Raw genomic sequence first — 22159 nt, forward strand, 5'->3', positions numbered from 1 at the left:
GTTTACTTCGCAGATAAGTCGACTTTTGCTTCCATCGACAAGCCAACACGCAATGGGTGTTCAGCAAGTTCTTTCGGGTCAAGTGCAATACGAACTGGTAAGCGTTGAACCACTTTAATCCAGTTACCTGTTGCATTTTGAGCCGGAATTAAGGCAAAGGCAGAGCCTGTACCACCAGAGAAGCCCACCACTTTGCCGTGGTATTCAACATCATCACCATATAAATCTGACGTTAATGTCACTGGCTGACCTGGGCGAACTTTTTTCAACTGACTTTCTTTGAAGTTAGCGTCTACATATAACTCGTTCAGCGGCACAATCATCATCATACTGCTACCCGGTGCCACACGTTGACCAACCTGAATATTACGACGGGTAATTACACCATCGACTGGGGCACGAATGACCGTACGTTCCAAGTCAAGCTGAGCTTGTTCCACATGTGCTTGTGCAACTTGTACATCCGGAGTCGAGGTTTCGCTTACACCCTGAATTAAGGCTTCGTTAGCAGCTAAGGTGCTTTCGGCTGCCTTACGGCTAGAAGTCGCTTGTGCCAAGCCGGCTTTGGCAAGCTCTAGCCCTGCTTTAGCAGTTTCAACCGCACTTTGTGCTTTAGTCAGTTCTTCTTTAGATACCGCACCAGAAGCAGCAAGCTGCGCACGGCGATTAAGCTCTAAAGCAGCTTTGTCATAGTCGGCCTGTGCTTGAGCAACCTGTGCTTTAGCACTGTTAATTTCGTCAGCACGAACCACAACTTGAGAGTTTAATGAGCTACTGTTTGCCGCAGTCTGTTTGTATTGGCGTTTTGCTTTGGCAAGTTCTGCCTCGGCTTGTGCCAATGCAATTTTGGCATCACGGTCATCAATACGAACCAGCACATCACCCCGATGTACTGTTTGAGTATCATTTACCAAAACCTGAGCGACCTGACCACTCACCATTGAGGTAATTTGCGCGGTTTCTGCACCGACATAGGCATTATCCGTACTCACTGAGTGATTTAAAAATAATGCCCAAATTGCATATAAAATAGCGGCGATCAATAAAATCAGCGCAAAAAAACCAAGAAATTTTTTGCGCTTGTTTTGGTTGTTGTCATCCGAGGCAGATGTTGTTGGCACTGTTTCTTGTACATTGCTTTGTGCATCAGTCATGGTATGTTCCTAAAGATGAGTTGGCTTTGCCATCAATCTCGCACTACACCTTGTTATAGAGTTTTTATTATTCTATGAACAAGACATATCGCATTGTCAAAGCAGTCAATTTTAACGCTAAAACCTCATGATATGAGAATAAAAAAATATAACTCATGCGTTCGTTCTAATTAAATTAATGTTTATCTCAAGATTTTTATGAAAATTCCAGCTTTTCAAGCATTAAAAAAAGCGCACATGGCGCTTTTAAATCGTTCAATTCATCGCCTAATAGGCATATGAAGCGATACCCGCAGCGATGGCTTTATCTTCATCATTGACCATCGTCATACGCATAGTGCAGCCCTTACGACCTAAACGTAACACTTCCGCGCGTGCAATAAAATACTTACCGCGTCCCGGCGCTAAATAATCTACACGCATATCTACAGTTGCCAATCGCGATACTTGCTTAATGGTTTCGGTTAAAGTTTCTGGGGTCGAACGGCGATAGAGATGTTCCATTGCTACAATTCCACCAATACTGTCGAGCAAAGTTGCAGCAACGCCGCCATGCAAAATCTGAAATGCCAGATTACCAATCAGGTTAGGTTGCATCTCGATATAACCTTCAATGTGACCATCTACCACACGCATAATCATTCCACTATGCTTAAAAAAAGGAGAGCTATTAAACGCCTTACATAATTGGTTGAGCACCACAGTCAGGTCAGTTTTTGCACCTAAATGGATGTTCCCAGTCCAATTTTTCTTTTCATCACTCATACGTTGCCTAAATTTAAAAGCATGATAAACACCCATAATTTTGTACAAATCCAGCATTATGGGGCTACAATACAGCAGTCGGTTGACAGTAATGGAATATCCGCCAACCTATCCTAGTGTAATACCGAACATCGAGATTGTTATGACTTATACGTTCAATCGTCCTGCATTTCCAGCTACTCGCATGCGCCGTATCCGTAAAAATGACCAGTTGCGTGCGATGGTCAGCGAAACACAGCTCACTACCAATCACTTGATTTATCCAGTATTTGTATTACCGGGACAAAATCAGACCCAAGATATTCCAAGTATGCCGAACATTCAGCGTTTGTCGGCAGATTTGTTACTGAAAAAAGCTGAAAGACTTCTAGAATTAGGCGTATCAAAACTGGCTCTTTTTCCAGTCACCCCTCAAGAAGATAAAAGCCTGACCGCAGAAGCTGCATGGCGTGAAGATGGTTTAGTACAAACTACCTGCCGTTTGCTTAAAAAAGAATTACCAGAAATGGTGTTAATCACTGATGGTGCTCTCGACCCATACACGACGCATGGTCAAGACGGCATTATTGATGAAACAGGCTATGTGCTCAATGACGAGACTGTAGAATGCTTAATTAAACAAGCCTTAAGTCACGCAGAAGCAGGTGCCGAAGTGATTGCTCCAAGTGACATGATGGATGGCCGTATTGGCGCGATTCGTCAGGCTTTAGAAGCCAATGGTCACATCTATACCAACATCATGGCCTACTCTGCGAAATATGCGTCTAGCTTTTATGGCCCATTCCGTGATGCTGTTGGCTCTGCATCCAACCTAAAAGGTGGTAATAAATATAACTACCAGATGGACTTTGCCAACCGTGCCGAAGCGTTACATGAAATCGCGCTTGATATTCAAGAAGGCGCCGACATGGTGATTGTAAAACCGGGCATGCCATATCTGGATGTGGTACGTGAAGTGAAAGATACCTTTGGTGTTCCAACCTTCATTTATCAAGTAAGTGGTGAATACGCCATGTTAGCGGGCGCAATTCAAAATGGCTGGTTATCAGATTCAGTGATTTTAGAATCACTCATGTGCTGCCGCCGCGCTGGTGCAGACGGAATCTGGACTTACTTTGCAGAAACCGCTGCTGAAAAACTCAAGGAAATGAACTAAGTTCGCAGAGAAAGGATAACACTGCATGCATATTGCAATTATTGGCGCGGGCATAAGTGGATTAATGTCTGCGCTGGAGTTGGTTGAACAAGGCTGTAAAGTCAGCATTTTTGATCAACAACAAGCGGGACAAGCAGCCTCTTGGGCTGGAGGAGGTATTCTTTCTCCGATGTACCCGTGGCGTTATGTGCATGCAGTGAACCAACTTGCTCAATTTGGCAAAGCCTCTTATCAAGCATGGAACCAAAAGCTCTACCCTGTTACAGGGATTGATTTTGAAATACATGACACAGGCATGCTGATTTTTGATGAAGAAGATTTTGACGTTGGACTTTCTTACGCCAAGCAGCATCAAGAACCGATGCAGCGCTGTGAATATTTACAAAGAGATGCGCTAGAACAAGTCAATCCGCACATCTCTGATCAGTTTCAAGAAGCCATTTATTTTCCTGAACTATCTAATATTCGCAATCCACGAGTATTACAGTCTCTGATTAGTTATTTAAAACAACATCCAAATGTTGAGTTTTTTGAACACGCTGCTGTCAAAAAACTAATTCAACAAGGTGATGTGATACAGGCGCTACAAACCGAAGATGGTCGCAAACACACAGCAGATCATTTTGTAATAACTTCGGGCGCTTGGAGCCATTACTGGAACTCACAATTACAACTCGACATTCCAGTCGAACCTGTTCAAGGTCAAATGCTGTTATTTAAAACCCCTGCTCACTGGCTACCGACCATGTGTATGAATCGAGTCATGTATTTGATTCCACGTATGGACGGGCATATTGTCTGTGGGTCTAGCATGGCACATCGTGGCTTTGACACTTCTACCGACGAAACGACTCAGCACAATATTTTAGAAGCATGTTTAGAAATGGTGCCTGAACTGGCCGATTTCCCGATCGTACAGCGCTGGGCAGGCCTTAGACCAAGCTCACCAAATGGCGTTCCCTATATTGGCAAAATGCCTGAAATGGATAACCTCTGGGCAAACTTTGGTCATTTTAGAAATGGTCTCTGTATGGGCGCAGGCTCTGCGCAATTGCTCCGTCAGCTTATGCTGGATCAACCGACATTAGTTGATGCCAAAGCATATTCTCCAGAGCGTTTGCAAAATAAAATCTTAGTCTGAGCCGAGTATATTTTCTAAAGCTGCTTTTAATTTGGGATAAGCAAACTCAAATCCTTCTGCTTGTAAGGCGGCAGGTTTAACGTATTGGCCATTTAAAATCAATTGCGACTGTTCCCCTAACAAATAGCGAAAAACCGTGCTTGGTGCTGACAACATTGGTTTCTTATTTAAAACCTCTGCTGCTTGTTCAACAAATACCTTTTGAGTCACGTTTTCTGGTGCCACCACATTATGAATTTGAGTAGATTGAGGATGCTTAAATATAAACTCGATGGCATTTAACACATCTTCAATATGTACCCAAACCACAGGCTGACGCCCATGACCAATTTGCCCCACTAAATTGAGTCGAATCGGAAATAACATTTTAGGCAAAATGCCACCGCCCTGCCCAAACACCACGCCTAAGCGAATAATTTTAGTGTTTTGCTGAGCGTCTGCTAAAGCTGCTTGTTCCCATTCTTGGCAAAGCTGAGACATAAAAATAGGTTGTGACGGGCTTTGTTCGGTGCACGCCTCTGCCCACTTTTCTTGATCGTCTATACCATAGTAGCCAATGGCCGAGCCAGAAACAATTGCTTCAGGAAAAATTTCAGATTGTTTGAGCCATGCATACAATTTTCGGGTCGTATTGACACGGCTTTCGATGAGTTGTTTTTTACGTGACTCGGTCCAGCGTTTCTCGCCAATATTTGCACCAGCCAAATTCACCACATAGTCAATTTGACGGGTCGTAATATCTTCAAACTTTTGTACCCACTGTAAGGCAGGATGGTCAGATGTCTTCCCAGCCTGCCGTGTTACAGCAATCACATTATAATTTTTTTGTAGTAGGAACTTAATTAAGTGCGTTCCGATAAAACCACTAGCACCCGTGATTAATACATTCTTATTCATATTTCCTCCTAAGCTGAGGACAACTGTTTTATTCCATTATATAAAACTCATTTATATTTAATCGTAGCTGTTTTTGTAGTGATCTATTGCACATTCAACATTTTGTCAGCCATGCGCTGTGCCTGTTTACCATAAAACCAGTAGGTAATTAAATAAAGTGGAATAGCCAACATTAAAATCATAATGACCATAATACTTAAGAACTGAGGCTGCTTGAGGTAAAGCATAAAGTTTTGCAAAATTTCAGGGTCTTGTCTTGAAAATAAAAATAGACCAAATAAAACACCGCATAAGTTATAGCCCCAAAATATAAGGGTAAACCCTAAAGTAAATTTCTTTTTTTCTTGTACAGTCGGAGCACGGCGTTCTTTCTTTAAAAATTTAAACAGGACAAAAATCATTGCGCCTAAATATGGAACGGCTGTTAAAATACCACCTACACTCGCTGGCAATAGTGCTGCAACAACGCCTACAATTAAGGTAAGTATGATGCATATAGCAAAAAACCAGAGAAAGTAAGAACGTAATTTGGTCATATTTTTGCCTAATTTATGGGTTCAAAAAATAATTATAAATTTTTTTCGATTTTTTTTCATTTTTCTGTCAACCAATCCGAATCTCTTGACGTTATATAGAGTAACAAGGTCGCAGCAACCGAATACTTCCTTTGCACGGCATCCGCAAATTTGTTTCGGTGACCTTTCATTACGACTCTTTCTTCCTTCAGATTAGGTTTTGTTAGCAGCCAAACCCTTGATGAAGTCTTTGACCGACGATTCTCTCATCACTCGAATCGTCGGTTTTTATTTTCTAGCACTTTCATTTTACGCTCAACATACACAATCGTTATTTCATAGCCATGAAAGCCATGCGTATACTTTTTACACCATAAAAATATGTTTTAAATAATATGAACAATATTGCCTATTTTGAAATCCAGTCTTCAAACCCTGCTCGCGACGCGCAGTTTTACCAAGCTGTGTTCGGCTGGCAATTTGAATTAGATCCAAACTTACCAATTGAATACTACCGTATCGAAACCCCTTCAATTATGGGCGGCCTTTTAAAACGTCCCGCTCAAACGCCTCCAATGGAATATGGCACCAATGCATTTACCTGTTCAGTTCATGTGGAAAACTTCGATGAAGTTGCTGCAAAAATTTTAGCCCAAGGCGGTATTGTCGCAATGGATAAATTCGCCATTCCCGGTCGCGCTTGGCATGGCTACTTTGTCGATTTAGACCACAACGTTTTTGGTATTTTTCAAGCCGATGAAAATGCAGCTTAAAGATTTTATCTAATAACTCTATTTATTTTTAATGTATAGCCACCGCCTTTTTATCGGTGGCTATTTCATATTAATTATTCAGCAAACCTAAAACTCGCTTCACATGTAATTGGGAAATTTACCGAATTGGCAATCATACATTCATGATGTGCTTCTTCATGCAGTTTTGCAGCAAGCTCTTGGTCAGCACCTTTTTCCAAAACAACTTCGGGCCTTAAAATAATGTGGGTAAAGTGACCGCGTTTAACGGGATCTGCATCTTCCATAAAGCCAACTGCTTTGTCGATATAACTCACAACGTGAATATGATTGACTGCACATAGGTGCAAATACCAAAGCTTATGACAAGCTGAAGCTGATGCAACCAATAAATCCTCTGGGTTCCATCTGGTCACATCACCTAAATAGGCTGGGTCTGATGAACCTTGAATGGTAGCCTTTTGCGGATGCTGAATACTAAAATCTCGTTTATATGAACGATAAGATGAAGTGCCTTTGCCCGTATTGCCTTCCCACTGTATTTTTACTTCATATTTATGAATAGTCATTTTGTTCTCAAAGTTCTTGGTTTGACCTGATAGTAACAAAGCAGCGTTTAAAGTGAACAATTTAATTCAGGTTTTACGGCAGGCTTAAATAACGAGCACTTTAAAATGTCTTGATAAAATCTCCTGCCAATTTATGCTAACGTATCTGTGTTTATTTTGGCTTGATGTCTGTTTCTATGTCCGTACATTTTCTACATACTTCTGACTGGCATTTGGGGCAGTTTTTTTATAATCATTCACGCCACTACGAACACCAACAATTTTTAAGCTGGTTACTCACTCAAATACAAGAAAAACAACCGCATGCCCTGCTCATTGCTGGTGATATTTTTGATGTCATTAACCCGGGCTCTCAAGCACAAAAACAGCTCTACCAATTTTTAGCAGATGCACATCGCATTGCACCGCACATGCAAACGCTCATGATTGCGGGTAACCATGACTCAGGCTACCGTATTGAACAGGTCGAACCGCTTCTAGAAAAATACAATGCAAAAACCGTGGGCGTGGTTCGCTGGAATGAAGATAAAACCCTAGATCTCGATCGACTACTTTTGCCTATTTATAATCAAAATCAGGATATTGTGGCGTGGTGCCTTGCCCTGCCTTTTTTACGTTCAGCCGAAATTACGGGCTTTAACGAGCATACCACCAATAGCAAAAATGCGATTGCCTATTTGCACCAGCAACTCATTGCCGAAGCCAAACGTCGTAAGACACCAGACCAAGCCCTGATTTTGATGTCGCATGCCCACATGCAAGGTGGAGAAACATCTGACTCTGAACGCCCAATTATTATTGGTAATGAAGAGGCACTTTCAACGACTTTATTTGAAGATGCTGTCGACTATGTCGCTTTAGGGCATCTACATAAACCACAAAAAGTAGGCCAGCCGCACATTCGTTATAGTGGTTCGCCTATTCCACTGTCTTTTAGTGAAATTAACTATAAGCATCAAGTGGTTGAGGTCAAAATCGACCCGACTCAAGAGACAGACAACCGTTTGCAATTTGAAGCTGTAGAAATTCCACGTTGCATACAATTGCACCGCATTCGTGGTGAATTAAACGAAGTGCTGCAACAACTCAAAGCGCTGCCAAACGGCGTGATTGAGAATATTGACCACCGTGAATATGTCGATATTGAATATTATAGTTTAACGCCGCCACAACCTAATTTACGTCAGCAGTTTGAAGCGGCTCTACCGCCTGACCGCTACCGCTTAGTGCGTATTTCACGTCAATATGTGAATAAAGACACCACCGATTCAAATACCACTCAGCAAATCGCTCTTGAACCGCCAACACCAGAAAAACTCTTTCAAACTATCTGGGAAAAACAAGGTTACAGCGCCGATGCTGCGGTCTTAAAAGATTTTCTAAGTCTGGTACAAGAAGCACAAAAAAATCTTGAAAATGATGCAACCCCCTAAGGATATGTCATGAAAATTTTATCCATTCGAATAAAAAATCTGGCATCTCTTTCTGATGAACACTTTATTGATTTTGAAAACGCACCTCTCGCCCATGCGGGTCTCATTGCAATTGTAGGGAAAACAGGCGCAGGTAAATCGACCATTTTAGATGCGATGTGTCTAGCCTTGTTTAATCGGGTGCCTCGCTTGAAAGACAGCGATGGTAAGTTAAAAGATGTTGATGGTTCCGAGTTACTCACTAACTCACCTTTGACTGTCTTACGCCGTGGTACAGGACATGGTTTTGCGGAACTTTGCTTTATCGCACAAGATCAAAAACGCTATTTGGCACGTTGGGAAATTAAACGTGCACGTGAAAACCCAAATGGTAAATTACAAAGCGTGCAACGCCATTTAAAATGTCTGACCGATGGTGTAGTACTCGCCGACAAAGCCAAAGCGGTTGATGAAAAAGTTAAACAAATTACCCAGCTTTCTTTTGAACAGTTTACGCGTGCCGTATTACTTGCCCAGTCAGAAGTGACTGCATTTTTAAAAGCACGAGACAGCGAACGGGGTGAGTTACTTGAATACCTAACCAACTCCAGTATCTTCGCTAAAATCGGTGAGCTGGCTTTTCGTAAAACAGCAGATATTGCAAAGCAGCGTAAACAGCTTGAAGAATTCTTAGGCCACATTGAAATTTTATCTGATGAAGAGATTGCGGCTTTTACCGAACAATATCAGCAAGCCGAGCAAAACCATCAACAGTTAGAACAACAAAAAAATGTCTTAGACAAACAACAACAATGGTTTGAGCGTAAAGCCAAACTTGAGCAAGAAGTTCAGGCTAAACAGCAACAGTTTCAAACTCAGCAAAATCAATATCAACAACTGGCTAGTGAACGCGAGCAATTAAAACGACTCGAAGTTTTCTCTGAAATACGCCCACAAGTTTTTCAGCAAGCTCAAAATTTACAAACACTACAACAACTTGAGCCGCAAATTCAGCAAGCTCAGACCAAGTTTAATGAGTTGGTGCAAGTTTTTGAAACGGAAAAAAAACAATATCAACTTGCAGAACAACAGCTCAAACAAACGCTGGATTTCGAGCAACAGCATCAACAAGCTTTAAATCAAGTTCGACAGTCCATTCAAGAACGTGCTTTTATTGCCGATGAATATAAAAAGTGCAAAGAAAAAAGACATGTACTTGAGCAAAAACTAAGCCCACTACAACAGCAGCAAAACGCTGTACAACAGCATATTGCACAGCTTGAGCAGAACAAAATTCATCTACAACAGCAGCTGCTCCAGACTCAGCAATATGCGGTATTAGATAAGGGCCTTTCAGCGCATCTTCATCAACTTGGGCAATTTATTCAAAATTACCAAGCAATTGAAGAACAGTTCGGTAACCCTACCCTTGCTCGCCAAAAGCTATCGGAAGCTAAAAGTGAACTTGAACAACTGACAGCTTCACTCGGCACAGTTGAACAAATTGAGTTAAAACTTGAACAACAACATAAAGGTAAAGAGCAAAAGCTTGCTCAAATCACTCAGTTAGATCTGATTCAACAGAAAATAAAAATTTATCATGAGCTCTATGCTGAGCTTCAGCAATTCACAGAAAAACATACCCAAGCCACAGCCCAAGAGCAGCAGCTTAAAACCGTTTGCCAGTTAGCTGAACAAGACTATCAAACAGCTAAAACTGAACGTGAAAAGTTACAGCACATTCTGCAACAGCAGCGTTTATTACACACCGAAAATATTGAGCAGTTACGGGCCAATCTTAAAGATGGCGAAGCTTGCTTAGTGTGTGGAAGCACACACCATCCCTACCGTGTTGATGACAGTGCAGTTTCCAAAGCTTTATTCGACTTGCAGCAACAGCAAGAGCAACAAGCTATTGCATTAGAGCAAACTAAATTTAATGCATGGCAAACCCAACAGCATGCACTTACTCAGTGCTGTGCCGAACTTGAACAGGTTCAGAAGTACTTAACTCAACTTCAAGTCAAACAAACAAACTTACAGCAAGAACTTGAGCAGCAATTCAGCCTCAATCAGTTACACATTGAGCTTAATCAAGCTCCTGAAAAAATCTTGCAAACACTTAATGAGCTTAGACAAGCTGCGCAAACTGTTTTAAGTTCATTTGACTCAGAAAACTTGCGTTTAACCCAAGCCATTAAACAACACAATCAGCTTGTTCAATCTATTCAGCGTAATGAAAGCTTGCTCAATACGGCACAGCAATGGCAACAACAAGTTCAACATATTGTTGAGTGTTTATCGGAAACTGAACAACACGCATGGCAGCAAGCAAGTAGCCAAACAGCTAAGCAAACTTGGACTATTCTTGATGCACGTGCGAAACAACTTGAGCAGCAAGAACAGCTTTCACAGCGTTTTGAACAACAGCAACAAGACCTTAAAATGTTAGCTGCTAACCTTGAGCAATTGACCAAGCAAATTGATGAGATTGATCAAAATCTCAAAGAGATTACGCTTAAAGGCCAACAAAATAATGAAAAAGCAGTGTCGCTCATTCAGCAAATGACAGGCCGCGCTGACATTAAACCGCATGAATGGTTAATTGAGCATGATGCTAAACGCCAGCAGCAACAAACGGTGTATCATGAAGCTAAACAACGCTTCGAACAAACCAGACAGCATTTTGAGCAGCAAAAACAGGCGCTCGATCAACTTAAACATCAGTATCAACACACAGAACAACATCAACAGCAGATTGATGGGCAAATTCAAAACTGGTTAAAAGCCCATACTGATTTTCAGGTATCTGATCTTACGGCGCTCATACAGATTAATTCTGCACAAGAGCAAGACATTCGTAACCGTCTTAATCATGCCGAGCGTCTATTAAGTGAAGCTTCTTCTGCCCTAAAAACCATGCAAGAGCAATTAAGCGAGCATTTACAAACTCAGCCAGATATTGAGCATGAAAAGCTTGTTAGCCTCATTCAGGACAATATTGCAGAGCTTAAAGCCCAACTTGAAGTACGCGATCGACTGAAGCTTAAGCTTGAAGTGCATCAACAAAATCTTGCTAAACAGCAACAATACGCCGAGCAAATTCAAAATATTCAGCAAGAAGAACATCGCTGGAGCAAAATTTCAGGTCTCATTGGCGACGCTAAAGGTAAAGAGTTCCGTGATTATGCGCAGCAATATCACCTAGATATTTTAGTTGAACATGCCAACCAGCAATTGGCGATGCTATCGCAACGTTATACGCTAAAACGTCTAGATCAGTCTTTAAGTTTAGCGATTATTGACCACGATATGGATGGAGAAACCCGCTCAGTTGCATCTTTATCTGGCGGTGAGTCGTTCTTAACTGCCCTTGCCTTGTCTTTAGCGATTGCCAATATGGCCTCGGGTTCAATGAAAATTGAATCGCTGTTTATTGATGAAGGCTTTGGTACTTTGGATGCTTCTTCTTTGCACATGGTTATGAATGCTTTAGATCAATTGCAAAATCAGGGTCGTCAGGTCATTCTCATTTCACACATTCAAGAAATGCATGAACGTATTCCTGTACAAATACAAGTGAAACCACTGGGTGCTGGTGCGAGCACCATTGAAGTCGTAGGTTAATTTAATGTAGGTACTTATCTTAAATTTGATTGAATCTTATATAACAAAGGGGCGTATCATTTACGCCCCTTTCTTGTATGGTATTGCAATAATTTTTATTTTTAAAACATCAAAAAATTAATTCACACAGAGTACGACAATTGCGAAACCAATACAGTACAGACCAAATAAATGCCAGCGGCCATGTTCTAACCATGAAGACAACCATTTCAATGCCAAAAGACCAGCACCAAAGCTAAAGCACATACCCAACAAGCTTGGAACCATCGAATGAAACACTTGCCCATGAGCAACTGTTTGTAAGCCTTGAGCGTGAACTAAACGATATAATTCTTTTAAAATCACAGCTGGTGTTAATACCACAGCCAACGCAAAACTGAACTCTTCAGCCTTTTGACGAGATACACCTAAAAATAAACCTGTAGATATGGTTGCACCTGAACGTGAAAAACCACGGAAAGGTAAACATAACGCCTGCACTGCCCCAATAATAGAAGCACTACGCAAACTGATTTCACCCTGCTGACCACGATCTAAACGCGAAGATAAAATAATCAGAACACCTGCCGAAATTAGTGCAGCTGCCATGAGTTTTGAGTTACTAAACAAATGCTCAATTTCGAAACTGCTCGCGCCGCCGAAGAATACATGTTTAATAATAGATTGGAGCGCTAAACCAAGTACACCAGTAATTAGGGTTGCCAAAATAATATAGAAGGCTTGTTTTTTAAAACTTTCCCAAGAAGAAAAATAGGTCTTACGCCAAGATTTCCAAAAGTAAACGATCACTGCAAACATCGTACCTGTATGCAACATTACAAGTAAGAATGTCAGGTCAGGTGCAGATGGATCATACCCCATTAACTTTTCAGCTAAAATAACGTGTGCGGAACTAGAAACTGGCAATAATTCAGCAAAGCCCTGAATGATTGCCAGAATGAAAACATGCAACAAATCCATACATTACACACTCAAATATTAAAATATCTGGGTTATAAGCGAGGAAAATTAAATTTAAATTAATTGATTACAGTTCCACCACAAAATATTTAACTAACCCTTAAAAGTTATTTTTTCTCAATCGGGTCACGCTTACCAAACAAAGCTGTACCTACACGGACCATGGTTGAACCTGCGGCAATTGCGGCATCTAAATCGCCCGACATTCCCATGCTTAATGTATCCCAGTCTTGCACATGAGCATGTTGCCCTTTCATCTCATCAAATAACTTTTTGGCATCTGCGAAAGCAGCGGTATTGTCTGGTGCCGGAATGACCATTAAGCCACGTAGTTTAATTTTCGGCAGTTGACTAATTTGAGCAACCAATTCCGCAACTTCTTCTGGTGCACAGCCATCTTTACTGTCTTGCCCATCTATATTCACTTGCAAACAAATATTAAGTGCAGCTTGGTCATCACCACGTTGGTTAGATAATCGCTCTGCAATAATCAAACGGTCTACACCATGTACCCAATCAAACTTTTCAGCTAAATGCTTAGTTTTATTACGTTGAACATGTCCAATAAAATGCCATTCAATGTCTAAGTCATGTAGAGCTTCAATTTTGTCCAAAGCTTCTTGTAAATAATTTTCTCCGAATGCCCTTTGCCCTGCTGCATACATTTCACGCAATCTTTCACTTGGATGTGTTTTTGATACGGCTAAAAGTTGTACAGTTTCAGGCGCACGCTGAGCATGTTCACAAGCAGTTCTGATTTGCTGTAATACGTGCTGTCGCGCATCTTGCAGGTAATTCATTGACAAGGTTCTCATTTTCAAAAAACTTTTTTGCTTTTCACCTAAAGCGAGGTGTTGGTAAGCCTCGGTGAAAGCCGTATATTATTCTACAAAATAATGACATATTTTGATTTACTTGGGGAAATTATGGATATTACAGAGCTACTCGCCTTCTCTGTGAAAAATGGCGCATCCGATTTACACTTATCTGCTGGCATGCCACCAATGATTCGTGTCGATGGTGAAGTTCGTCGTATTAACTTACCAGCCTTAGAACATAAAGATGTCCACCGCCTTGTTTATGACATCATGAACGATAAACAGCGCCGTGACTATGAAGAAAAGCTTGAAACTGACTTTTCTTTTGAAGTACCTAATGTTGCACGTTTCCGTGTGAATGCATTTAACCAAAACCGTGGTGCTGGCGCAGTATTTCGTACCATTCCATCTAAAGTACTTACTATGGAAGATTTAGGCTTAGGTCAAATCTTTAAGGATATTTGTGATTATCCTCGCGGGATTGTACTGGTGACAGGTCCAACAGGTTCGGGTAAATCAACCACGCTTGCAGCAATGATGGACTATATTAATGAAAACCGTTATGACCATATTTTAACAGTTGAAGATCCTATCGAATTTGTACATCAGTCAAAGAAATGCCTGATTAACCAGCGTGAAGTACATCGTGATACACATGGCTTTAATGAAGCACTTCGTTCAGCACTACGTGAAGACCCTGATATTATTTTGGTCGGTGAGATGCGTGACCTTGAAACGATTCGATTAGCACTTACTGCTGCTGAAACGGGTCACTTGGTATTTGGTACGCTTCACACCACGTCAGCTGCAAAGACTATTGACCGTGTAATTGACGTATTCCCTGCCGAAGAAAAAGACATGGTTCGTGCCATGCTGTCTGAATCTTTACAAGCCGTTATTTCGCAGACTCTACTTAAAAAGAACGGTGGTGGTCGTGTGGCAGCACATGAAATCATGATTGGTATTCCTGCCATTCGTAACTTAATCCGTGAAAATAAAGTCGCACAAATGTATTCAGCTATTCAGACGGGTGCCAACCATGGTATGACGACCCTCGACCAAAGCTTAAAAAACTTGGTGTCTCGTGGTGTAATTAGCCCGCAAACGGCTCGTACTGCTGCAAAACAGCCTGAATCATTCCTATAAAAATAACAAAATAGCGAGAATACAATTATGGATTTTAATGACTTGCTCAACCTCATGGTTGAAAAAAAATCATCGGATCTTTTTATTACAGATGGCGTTGCACCATCAATGAAGATTAACGGGCAAATTGTTCCAATTTCAAAGAATAGCCTTTCTGGCGAAGTAATTGGACAGCTCTTACATTCCATCATGAGTGACAAACAGCGTAAAGAATTTGCAGAAACTCGTGAATGTAACTTTGCCATTATGAACCGCGATAAAACGGCGCGTTTTCGTGTGAGTGCTTTTCAGCAACGCGATATGCCGGGTATGGTTCTACGTCGAATTGAAACTAAAATTCCTTCGATTGATGACTTACAGTTACCTACTGTGCTTAAAGATTTATCGATGACCAAACGTGGCATTATTATTTTCGTAGGTGCAACAGGTACAGGTAAATCGACTTCATTGGCTTCAATGATCAGCCATCGTAACCATAACTCTAAAGGCCATATCATTACCATTGAAGACCCGATTGAGTTTATTCACGAACATGCGGGTTGTATTATTACTCAACGTGAAGTCGGTATTGATACGGACTCATTTGAAATTGCTTTAAAAAACACGTTACGACAAGCACCCGATGTCATCTTAATTGGTGAGATCCGTTCGCGTGAAGTGATGGACTATGCAATTGGCTTTGCTGAAACAGGTCATCTTGTATTAGCAACAATGCACGCCAACAACGCCAACCAAGCACTCGACCGTATTATTCACTTCTTTGAAAGTGACCGACATAGCCAGCTCTACATGGACCTGTCGCTTAACTTAAAAGCCATGATTGCTCAGCAGCTTATTCCAACGCCAGATGGTAATTCACGTCGTGCAGCGATTGAGATTTTAATTAACTCACCATTAATTTCAGACTATATCCGTAAAGGCGAAATTCATGAAATTAAGGACTTGATGAAACGCTCACGTGAACTGGGTATGCAGACCTTTGACCAAGCTTTATTTGATTTATATAAAGCAGGCCAAATTACTTATAAAGATGCCCTTAAACATGCCGACTCACCAAACGATTTACGTTTAACGATTAAGCTTGCAAATGAAGGTCCTGATCAAATTACAGACGAAAAACAACATTTAACTTTCGACCGTCAGTAATTTCTTCATAAAAAAAGGAAGGTTAAACGTAACCTTCCTTTTTTATTTGTTTTCTTTATGTGAAAACGATTATTTCTTGCGCAATGCATCCTGACATTCAGGTTCATTACAGTAACCATAGAGATTTAATGAGTGACCCGTTAAGGTGAACCCATGTTGTTCTGCTACAGAATGCTGTTCTTTCTCGATAACATCATTAGTAAATTCAATAACTTTGTTACAGTTTTGGCAAACCAAGTGATCGTGGTGATCTTCTTGCATAATTTCGAAAACAGAATGGTTATTTTCAAAATGATGACGTTGAATAATGCCCGCAGCTTCAAATTGTGTTAACACACGGTAAACTGTCGCAAGTCCGACATCTTCCCCTTGCTCTAACAAAGTCTTGTAAATATCTTCAGCGCTAAGATGATGCTGTTTTGAATTTTCTAATAATTCCAAAATCTTAATTCGTGGAAGGGTAACTTTAAGTCCAGCTTTGCGCAAATCTTGATTGGAAATAGGCATGAAAAAAGGTCTCTCAACAAATCTCAAGTTGGAATAGGCAATAGAATTTATATGAAGTATGATCTATCCTTTGATCAAATGCATCATAATTTATTGGGATAGTGTAGCAAAATGCAAAAACTCGTGCTGACGTTATTCGTCACTTCACTCCTAGCTGGTTGTTCAATCTTTGGTGTATATAAGGTTGATATTCCTCAAGGGACTCCATTGACTAAAGCTCAAGCCTCTCAAGTACAAGTCGGCATGAATTTCCAGCAAGTGCGCTTTTTGCTTGGTAGCCCAACAGTGACTGATCCCCTCAATCCACAACGTTGGGACTATATCTACAACTATATCCCGGGAACATATGCTAAAAAAGCGAAAATCCCCGCAGCACATGGTCAGCATTTAAAAATTTACTTTGATGGAACTGGAACTGTAACTAAAATTGAAGGTTTAGAGACTATTCCAGAATCGCAACCAGGTTTACCTGCTTCTAAAGAAGCGATCTTAACTGCCCCACCACTATAATCGTTTTTTCTAATAAAAAGAAACCCCTCAAGTGAAAAAACTTGAGGGGTTTTGCTTATTGAGCTGATTGCTTAAAGCGATTGCCTTTAATGTATCTGCCTACAGGATTCTTCGCGGCACGTTTCCGGCGAATGTCTTTTGGATTAATCGTTAAAGGTCTATAAACCTCAACTCGATCACCCGCGTGTAGTACTGCATCAGCTTCTACTTTTACACCAAAAACACCGAGCTGAAGTGGTTCAGGTAAATCAACTTGATTTGATAAACCACTGACTTGAACTGCTTGTGAAGCAGTCATTCCCTGTTCAAATGGAACAGAGATTAGAAACTGTTGCTCTGGCGCCGCAAATGCCACCCAAACTTGTTGAATGCGTTCCATTAGATACTTTGCCCAATTACAGCAATCATTGCCACAATAATTGAAAGTGGTAATACAATACGTACAGCAATACGCCATAAATTATAGAAAAGCTCATTGCTGAAATTCATTGATTTACGTAAGTGACTAATTTTCATAATCCAACCTGCAAAAATTGCATAGATCAAACTAATGAGTAAGCCCCAAAGCATAAGAACAAGCGTAAATAAGCGATGAAGTTCAGGCACCGCCCAAACTGCAATAGCAACAACAAGAATCACCCATTGTAAAACAGGCATAAGCTGACGCTGAGCAAGTTGCTCTCTTGCCAACTGCACAAATAATGCTGATGTCATCACGCCTGTAAATATCCACGTAAGGACAGGTAATTGAGCTTGAAGCGAGAAGAAACCAAAAGCAATTACAGCAATGAGCTGAGCCAACCAAATTGGAAGAACAGTTTTAGTTGCACCTTCTTGAGTCTGAACAGTGCCGACACTATTTTGCCAGTAAAGTCCTAAACCTAAACCACTTGCTACAAGTGCAAGTACAGTTGCATTCCCCCACTCTTTAAACTCTACATTGGTCCAATGCCAAGGCTGTAAAGTCGTACCCATCATGTTTGCTAACACAATAGAAGCGATTACCCCTAAGGTCATTAACAAAACAAGAATTTGACGAGGAATAAATGATAAGACCAAGGCAGCAACTGCAAGGCCTGCAAAAATGATTTGACCTGAAATGCTTGGAGCAAACTGCGCAACCAATATATTACTTGCAGTGCTCAGCACATTACCCGCCAAGAAAGGAATAAAAGCAACAGCAAGCCAGCCAACCACGCGCCATTTAGGCGAGCTATCTGCTTCACGAGTTAAACTCGATAACGCATTTAAAGCGGTTGTTTTAGATCGTTTTGCTAAAGCAATTTCCAAATAACAAACTGGTAACGCCAATAACAACATTGTGCCAAACCACAATAACCAGAAATCGAGCTGACGATCAATCTGGATGCCCATGGTTGGTGCCAAAGTGGCCATGATGACAAAAGATAAGCAAAACGCCATAAGAGGCGATAACCAACGTGACATAGGTATGTCCTGCATTATGCATTCCTTGAAAAAGTCTTTAGATATTTTGCCCGTCTCATGCATGAAAATCAAAGTTTGCGCCATAAAAAAAAGCAAACCACCGAAACGATAGTTTGCCGCGCTAACTGTATATTAGAGTTCTTCCAGTTAAAGTTATGAGAAAAAACGGGCGAACCAGTTCTTTCCTTTCTTCTTTTCTTTTTCTCTAATAATCCCCATCATATTTTCTTTTACTGCCCCTACATAATCAGCATCATCATGTTGAATATGATTAATTAACCATTTAGCCAAAATTTCTTGTAATTCAGCTTCAATCGTATGTCCCATTTCAAAACGTTCACGATATAACTCTATTTTCTTAATAAACAAGTCATGTACACGTTTATGAGGTACTCTATATTTATAATCAGCTTCTTCTTGCAAACTTTCTTCAAAGGTAAAATGTGACTGCGTATAATCGATAATATTATCTAAAACATCTTTAATACGACGTCTATCCTCATCATCTTTTACATCATCAATCTCATTAATATAATCAAGTATTCGTTTGTGTTGCTCATCAATAACATCAATACCCGTATTATATTCTGAAGCCCATTTCATTTTCATACACCACCCCCAATGATGTTCAATGACTGTTGCATAAGCCGCATCTTATCTTTAAAGGGTATAAATAAAAACAAACCTATTTCGTCGGTTTTATATAAATAAAAATAGATAATGAATTAAGTTTTTGATTTTTAAACAATTAAATAATATTAACCGACTAAAACAATAAAGTATTTTTTAAACAAAATACTTTATTATTAATTAAGTAAATATATATATTAATTAAGCATTTACACTCATTTACTTAAAAATTAATATTGGTCTGCCCGAGTAATACGTTTAAGTTCAGGGTTTTTATCTTCACGTATTAATCTTTCAACATGTGTTATTGATTTTTTTATAGGCTGACCATGTTGAAATAAAATCATTTCACCGGGTTGATAAGCTGTCCAAGTTTCATTATGTGTTAAAGGCTCAGTTGTAATTACTGCAACTCGATCTTCAGGAGTAGTCACCTGACTAAAATCAACTTCGACATCTAAATCAATTAAATGTGCATTATTAAATGGATATTCGCGAACTAACCAATGTAATTTAGTAATGGCATAACTAAATAAAGCTTTGCCATTAGATAAACAGAAATTAAAGGTGCCATATTCTGCAATTTGCGGAGAAATTTTCTCTAACACTTCAAATATCTGTTCAAGACTTGGCTCTTCATAACCAAATACTTCTACCAGTTGATCGAGTAAATAACAAAATGCTCTTTCGCTATCTGTATTCCCTACAGGTGTAAAACGTCCACTCAAAGGTGGATTAAAATCATGTAAATCGCCATTATGGGCAAAAATCCAGTGACGTCCCCATAACTCACGAATAAAAGGATGTGAGTTCTCAAGCGTGATTTTGCCTTGGGTCGCCTTACGAATATGGGCGATTACATTACGTGATTTGATGGGATAGTTACGAATAAGATCAGCTATTGGAGATTCAACCGCAGACTGGTTGTCTACAAATAAACGGCATGCCTTGTCTTCAAAAAAGGCTATACCAAAACCATCACTATGGTCCGAGGTAATTCCTGCGCGCTGTGAAAAACCACGGAAAGAAAAAGTGATATCCGTTGGTGTTGCACAATTCATTCCTAATAGCTGGCACATATTGTTCTAAACTTTTCGCTTCATTACCTCATACATACTATTGTGCATGAGAGTAAAATAGCTTGTAAATCCCAATATGCGCTCGCTATTACAAAATATAAGATATCTTTATCGTTGAGCCATTTTGTTCATTACAAAGGAAGTGGCAATTTTATTTACTTCCAAAAATACAAAATAATCGAGACAGTTAAATTCAGCATCAAAAAAGGCATCTTTAGACAGTTTAGATTGCATACTCAAATACATTTGGAACAGTTTTGGCATACGTTCATCTTGAGGAAAACTGAACTCTGGATATTCAGGTTCATAAATTTTTTTAGAACGAATATCGATAGTTTTGCTGTCTGGTAATTGTTGAATCTGGCGGTGCGTATAGTACGCTCTGGCCAAATTATCTTGCAGGTGAATACTTACACAGCCCATCAAGTATTTAGCTCGCATTGACCACAACACTTTAGGTGCTAGATTTAGCCATAACGTTGAAAGTGCCTTACCATTACGAAAACGTGGATGTACACAGGTACGCCCTATTTCTAATACATTTGGCAAATGGGATAAGTGAGGAACAATATCAAACTCATGAGCACTATAGCTTTGCGCTATTTCATGGCCTTGGAAGAGTTTGAGTCGTGTATAAGCCACAATCTCTCCTGTCCATTTCTCACGTAATACTGCATGCTCACAGCTAAAATCGTAAATATCTTGATCTAAGTTATCTTCAAAATGAATACCGAATTGTTTACTAAATTGTTGTGCGCGAAACCGTTGTACATCTTGTAATTCTTTTAAATTATCAACCCATTCAAAGCGAAATTGTGTTTGATTCGTAGTCTTATGACGATTTAGAGGTAAAGTCCACGTTTGGCGATATTGATTAAATTTTTCCAGCATAATGAACGCTCCTAGTGACACCCCTTACACTAGTCAAAGCTCATGACAAAAAAATGACCAAAATTAAATGACATAAAAAAAGACCACTTAGCGTGGTCTTTTAATCAAAATACTCACTTTAGTGAGATGCATTTGAGCGGTTAGAAATGAGTGTACCCACACCGTGATCTGTAAAGATTTCAAGTAATGTTGCATGTGGTACACGACCATCTACAATGTGTGCACTCACAACACCGCCTTTTACAGCATCAAGCGCACAACCTACTTTAGGAATCATTCCGCCGTAAATCACGCCTGTCTCGATTAAACGGTCAACTTCTTGTGTAGTTAAACCAGTTAAAAGATTTTTGTTTTCATCTAATACGCCAGTAATATTGGTAAGCAGAATTAATTTTTCTGCACCTAATGCTTCAGCAACCTTACCAGCGACCAAGTCAGCATTAATGTTGTAGGTATTACCTTTTTCATCGACACCTAATGGTGCAATAACTGGAATAAAGTCACTTTGGGTAAACATCTCTAATACGTCTGTTTTTACCCCAGTCACTTCACCCACCATACCTAAGTCGATATGCTTGATAGAACCGTCTTCTTCGTGCTTTTCCATTAATAATTTACGGGCACGTAATAGATTGCCATCTTGACCTGTTAAGCCAATCGCACGTCCACCATGTTTATTAATTAAATTAACAATAGATTTGTTTACGCTACCGCCTAATACCATTTCAACCACTTCCATAGTGGCTTGATCGGTCACACGCATACCATCAATACGATCAGACTCACGGCCTAATTGTTTTAAGAAAGAGTCAACTTGTGGGCCGCCACCATGTACAACAACCGGGTTTAAACCCACAGTTTTAAGTAAAACGATATCGCGAGCGAATGAACTTTCCAATTCCGGATCAGTCATCGCATTACCACCGTATTTCACCACCAGCGTCTTACCAGAAAAACGTTGAATATATGGCAAAGCTTCAATCAAGATTTTTGCTTTGTCGACGCCAAGATGCTGATGTTGTGGCATTGCGCCTCTCC

General features: G+C 40.2%; 22 protein-coding genes. 8 read left to right on the forward strand and 14 right to left on the reverse strand.

What is annotated here, in order from left to right; genetic code table 11:
• Positions 1-2: 2 nt before the first annotated feature.
• Both AC1PJ9_RS00775 and AC1PJ9_RS00780 read right to left on the reverse strand, forming a co-directional pair.
• Positions 3-1154: an EmrA/EmrK family multidrug efflux transporter periplasmic adaptor subunit gene (locus AC1PJ9_RS00775; RefSeq protein ID WP_004710210.1), complete on the reverse strand. Its 1152-nt coding sequence runs from the start codon at positions 1152-1154 to the stop codon at positions 3-5.
• 267 nt (positions 1155-1421) lie between these two features.
• Entirely contained in the window at positions 1422-1919 is a 498-nt protein-coding gene (locus AC1PJ9_RS00780) for a thioesterase family protein (RefSeq protein WP_004703260.1), read from the reverse strand.
• A gap of 142 nt (positions 1920-2061) precedes the next feature.
• Between AC1PJ9_RS00780 and hemB the strand changes: the two genes are divergently transcribed.
• Both hemB and AC1PJ9_RS00790 read left to right on the forward strand, forming a co-directional pair.
• A complete protein-coding gene (hemB, locus tag AC1PJ9_RS00785) occupies positions 2062-3075 on the forward strand; it encodes a porphobilinogen synthase (RefSeq protein WP_004748084.1) in 1014 nt (337 codons plus the stop codon).
• A gap of 25 nt (positions 3076-3100) precedes the next feature.
• Positions 3101-4216: an NAD(P)/FAD-dependent oxidoreductase gene (locus AC1PJ9_RS00790; protein ID WP_311086459.1), complete on the forward strand. Its 1116-nt coding sequence runs from the start codon at positions 3101-3103 to the stop codon at positions 4214-4216.
• Here AC1PJ9_RS00790 and AC1PJ9_RS00795 read toward each other — a convergent pair.
• Both AC1PJ9_RS00795 and AC1PJ9_RS00800 read right to left on the reverse strand, forming a co-directional pair.
• Positions 4208-5113 (reverse strand): TIGR01777 family oxidoreductase, encoded by a 906-nt coding sequence (locus AC1PJ9_RS00795; RefSeq protein ID WP_311086460.1) that lies wholly within the window; start codon positions 5111-5113, stop codon positions 4208-4210. The genes AC1PJ9_RS00790 and AC1PJ9_RS00795 overlap by 9 nt on opposite strands.
• Positions 5114-5196: 83 nt before the next feature.
• The gene (locus tag AC1PJ9_RS00800; RefSeq protein WP_191106893.1) at positions 5197-5649 is read right to left on the reverse strand and encodes an ABZJ_00895 family protein; all 453 of its coding nucleotides are present in this window, start codon (positions 5647-5649) and stop codon (positions 5197-5199) included.
• A 374-nt stretch (positions 5650-6023) separates the two neighbouring features.
• Here AC1PJ9_RS00800 and AC1PJ9_RS00805 point away from each other — a divergent pair, with 374 nt between their 5' ends.
• Positions 6024-6401 (forward strand): VOC family protein, encoded by a 378-nt coding sequence (locus AC1PJ9_RS00805; protein WP_077165701.1) that lies wholly within the window; start codon positions 6024-6026, stop codon positions 6399-6401.
• 74 nt (positions 6402-6475) lie between these two features.
• On the opposite strand, the gene AC1PJ9_RS00810 is transcribed toward AC1PJ9_RS00805, so the two are convergent.
• Complete coding sequence (locus AC1PJ9_RS00810; protein ID WP_311086461.1) at positions 6476-6949, reverse strand: OsmC family protein; 474 nt, start codon at positions 6947-6949, stop codon at positions 6476-6478.
• Between the two features lie 164 nt (positions 6950-7113).
• On the opposite strand from AC1PJ9_RS00810, the gene AC1PJ9_RS00815 reads away from it, so the two are divergent.
• Both AC1PJ9_RS00815 and AC1PJ9_RS00820 read left to right on the forward strand, forming a co-directional pair.
• Positions 7114-8382, forward strand: coding sequence for an exonuclease SbcCD subunit D (locus AC1PJ9_RS00815; protein ID WP_311086462.1), 1269 nt, complete (start codon positions 7114-7116; stop codon positions 8380-8382).
• Between the two features lie 9 nt (positions 8383-8391).
• Positions 8392-11988: an AAA family ATPase gene (locus AC1PJ9_RS00820; RefSeq protein ID WP_311086463.1), complete on the forward strand. Its 3597-nt coding sequence runs from the start codon at positions 8392-8394 to the stop codon at positions 11986-11988.
• A 117-nt stretch (positions 11989-12105) separates the two neighbouring features.
• On the opposite strand, the gene AC1PJ9_RS00825 is transcribed toward AC1PJ9_RS00820, so the two are convergent.
• Positions 12106-12948 carry an undecaprenyl-diphosphate phosphatase gene (locus AC1PJ9_RS00825; RefSeq protein ID WP_311086464.1) on the reverse strand — a complete coding sequence of 281 codons (843 nt, stop codon included), beginning with the start codon at positions 12946-12948 and terminating at the stop codon, positions 12106-12108.
• A 107-nt stretch (positions 12949-13055) separates the two neighbouring features.
• Positions 13056-13748 carry a YggS family pyridoxal phosphate-dependent enzyme gene (locus AC1PJ9_RS00830; RefSeq protein ID WP_311072220.1) on the reverse strand — a complete coding sequence of 231 codons (693 nt, stop codon included), beginning with the start codon at positions 13746-13748 and terminating at the stop codon, positions 13056-13058.
• Between the two features lie 126 nt (positions 13749-13874).
• Between AC1PJ9_RS00830 and AC1PJ9_RS00835 the strand changes: the two genes are divergently transcribed.
• Positions 13875-14912: a type IV pilus twitching motility protein PilT gene (locus AC1PJ9_RS00835; protein WP_107972265.1), complete on the forward strand. Its 1038-nt coding sequence runs from the start codon at positions 13875-13877 to the stop codon at positions 14910-14912.
• Between the two features lie 27 nt (positions 14913-14939).
• Positions 14940-16058, forward strand: a complete 1119-nt coding sequence (locus tag AC1PJ9_RS00840; RefSeq protein ID WP_151763478.1) for a PilT/PilU family type 4a pilus ATPase — start codon at positions 14940-14942, stop codon at positions 16056-16058.
• A gap of 69 nt (positions 16059-16127) precedes the next feature.
• Here the strand turns inward: AC1PJ9_RS00840 and fur are convergent, their stop codons facing one another.
• Complete coding sequence (fur, locus tag AC1PJ9_RS00845; protein ID WP_002052029.1) at positions 16128-16565, reverse strand: ferric iron uptake transcriptional regulator; 438 nt, start codon at positions 16563-16565, stop codon at positions 16128-16130.
• Between the two features lie 111 nt (positions 16566-16676).
• Here fur and AC1PJ9_RS00850 point away from each other — a divergent pair, with 111 nt between their 5' ends.
• Positions 16677-17075 carry an outer membrane protein assembly factor BamE gene (locus tag AC1PJ9_RS00850; protein WP_001170994.1) on the forward strand — a complete coding sequence of 133 codons (399 nt, stop codon included), beginning with the start codon at positions 16677-16679 and terminating at the stop codon, positions 17073-17075.
• Between the two features lie 55 nt (positions 17076-17130).
• Here AC1PJ9_RS00850 and AC1PJ9_RS00855 read toward each other — a convergent pair whose 3' ends face one another.
• The 6 genes from AC1PJ9_RS00855 to argB form a co-directional block, all read right to left on the reverse strand.
• Positions 17131-17454, reverse strand: a complete 324-nt coding sequence (locus tag AC1PJ9_RS00855; RefSeq protein ID WP_263613094.1) for an RnfH family protein — start codon at positions 17452-17454, stop codon at positions 17131-17133.
• A complete protein-coding gene (locus tag AC1PJ9_RS00860) occupies positions 17454-18521 on the reverse strand; it encodes an SLC5/6 family protein (protein WP_263613093.1) in 1068 nt (355 codons plus the stop codon). The genes AC1PJ9_RS00855 and AC1PJ9_RS00860 overlap by 1 nt, the downstream gene beginning before the upstream one ends.
• A 153-nt stretch (positions 18522-18674) precedes the next feature.
• The gene (locus tag AC1PJ9_RS00865; protein ID WP_000782976.1) at positions 18675-19130 is read right to left on the reverse strand and encodes a bacteriohemerythrin; all 456 of its coding nucleotides are present in this window, start codon (positions 19128-19130) and stop codon (positions 18675-18677) included.
• A gap of 251 nt (positions 19131-19381) precedes the next feature.
• Positions 19382-20230: a class II glutamine amidotransferase gene (locus AC1PJ9_RS00870; protein ID WP_263613092.1), complete on the reverse strand. Its 849-nt coding sequence runs from the start codon at positions 20228-20230 to the stop codon at positions 19382-19384.
• A 108-nt stretch (positions 20231-20338) separates the two neighbouring features.
• Positions 20339-21121, reverse strand: coding sequence for a GNAT family N-acetyltransferase (locus AC1PJ9_RS00875; RefSeq protein ID WP_114271870.1), 783 nt, complete (start codon positions 21119-21121; stop codon positions 20339-20341).
• 118 nt (positions 21122-21239) lie between these two features.
• Positions 21240-22148, reverse strand: a complete 909-nt coding sequence (gene argB / locus AC1PJ9_RS00880) for an acetylglutamate kinase (protein ID WP_263613091.1) — start codon at positions 22146-22148, stop codon at positions 21240-21242.
• Positions 22149-22159: the final 11 nt, after the last annotated feature.

The organism is Acinetobacter sp. 70_2, assembly GCF_056736115.1.

Bases quoted from the DNA above. Each gene is read 5' to 3' on its own strand.
- AC1PJ9_RS00775 (WP_004710210.1), bottom strand. From the start codon at position 1,154: ATGACTGATGCACAAAGCAATGTACAAGAAACAGTGCCAACAACATCT.
- AC1PJ9_RS00780 (WP_004703260.1), bottom strand. From the start codon at position 1,919: ATGAGTGATGAAAAGAAAAATTGGACTGGGAACATCCATTTAGGTGCA.
- hemB (WP_004748084.1), top strand. From the start codon at position 2,062: ATGACTTATACGTTCAATCGTCCTGCATTTCCAGCTACTCGCATGCGC.
- AC1PJ9_RS00790 (WP_311086459.1), top strand. From the start codon at position 3,101: ATGCATATTGCAATTATTGGCGCGGGCATAAGTGGATTAATGTCTGCG.
- AC1PJ9_RS00795 (WP_311086460.1), bottom strand. From the start codon at position 5,113: ATGAATAAGAATGTATTAATCACGGGTGCTAGTGGTTTTATCGGAACG.
- AC1PJ9_RS00800 (WP_191106893.1), bottom strand. From the start codon at position 5,649: ATGACCAAATTACGTTCTTACTTTCTCTGGTTTTTTGCTATATGCATC.
- AC1PJ9_RS00805 (WP_077165701.1), top strand. From the start codon at position 6,024: ATGAACAATATTGCCTATTTTGAAATCCAGTCTTCAAACCCTGCTCGC.
- AC1PJ9_RS00810 (WP_311086461.1), bottom strand. From the start codon at position 6,949: ATGACTATTCATAAATATGAAGTAAAAATACAGTGGGAAGGCAATACG.
- AC1PJ9_RS00815 (WP_311086462.1), top strand. From the start codon at position 7,114: ATGTCTGTTTCTATGTCCGTACATTTTCTACATACTTCTGACTGGCAT.
- AC1PJ9_RS00820 (WP_311086463.1), top strand. From the start codon at position 8,392: ATGAAAATTTTATCCATTCGAATAAAAAATCTGGCATCTCTTTCTGAT.
- AC1PJ9_RS00825 (WP_311086464.1), bottom strand. From the start codon at position 12,948: ATGGATTTGTTGCATGTTTTCATTCTGGCAATCATTCAGGGCTTTGCT.
- AC1PJ9_RS00830 (WP_311072220.1), bottom strand. From the start codon at position 13,748: ATGAATTACCTGCAAGATGCGCGACAGCACGTATTACAGCAAATCAGA.
- AC1PJ9_RS00835 (WP_107972265.1), top strand. From the start codon at position 13,875: ATGGATATTACAGAGCTACTCGCCTTCTCTGTGAAAAATGGCGCATCC.
- AC1PJ9_RS00840 (WP_151763478.1), top strand. From the start codon at position 14,940: ATGGATTTTAATGACTTGCTCAACCTCATGGTTGAAAAAAAATCATCG.
- fur (WP_002052029.1), bottom strand. From the start codon at position 16,565: ATGCCTATTTCCAATCAAGATTTGCGCAAAGCTGGACTTAAAGTTACC.
- AC1PJ9_RS00850 (WP_001170994.1), top strand. From the start codon at position 16,677: ATGCAAAAACTCGTGCTGACGTTATTCGTCACTTCACTCCTAGCTGGT.
- AC1PJ9_RS00855 (WP_263613094.1), bottom strand. From the start codon at position 17,454: ATGGAACGCATTCAACAAGTTTGGGTGGCATTTGCGGCGCCAGAGCAA.
- AC1PJ9_RS00860 (WP_263613093.1), bottom strand. From the start codon at position 18,521: ATGTCACGTTGGTTATCGCCTCTTATGGCGTTTTGCTTATCTTTTGTC.
- AC1PJ9_RS00865 (WP_000782976.1), bottom strand. From the start codon at position 19,130: ATGAAAATGAAATGGGCTTCAGAATATAATACGGGTATTGATGTTATT.
- AC1PJ9_RS00870 (WP_263613092.1), bottom strand. From the start codon at position 20,230: ATGTGCCAGCTATTAGGAATGAATTGTGCAACACCAACGGATATCACT.
- AC1PJ9_RS00875 (WP_114271870.1), bottom strand. From the start codon at position 21,121: ATGCTGGAAAAATTTAATCAATATCGCCAAACGTGGACTTTACCTCTA.
- argB (WP_263613091.1), bottom strand. From the start codon at position 22,148: ATGCCACAACATCAGCATCTTGGCGTCGACAAAGCAAAAATCTTGATT.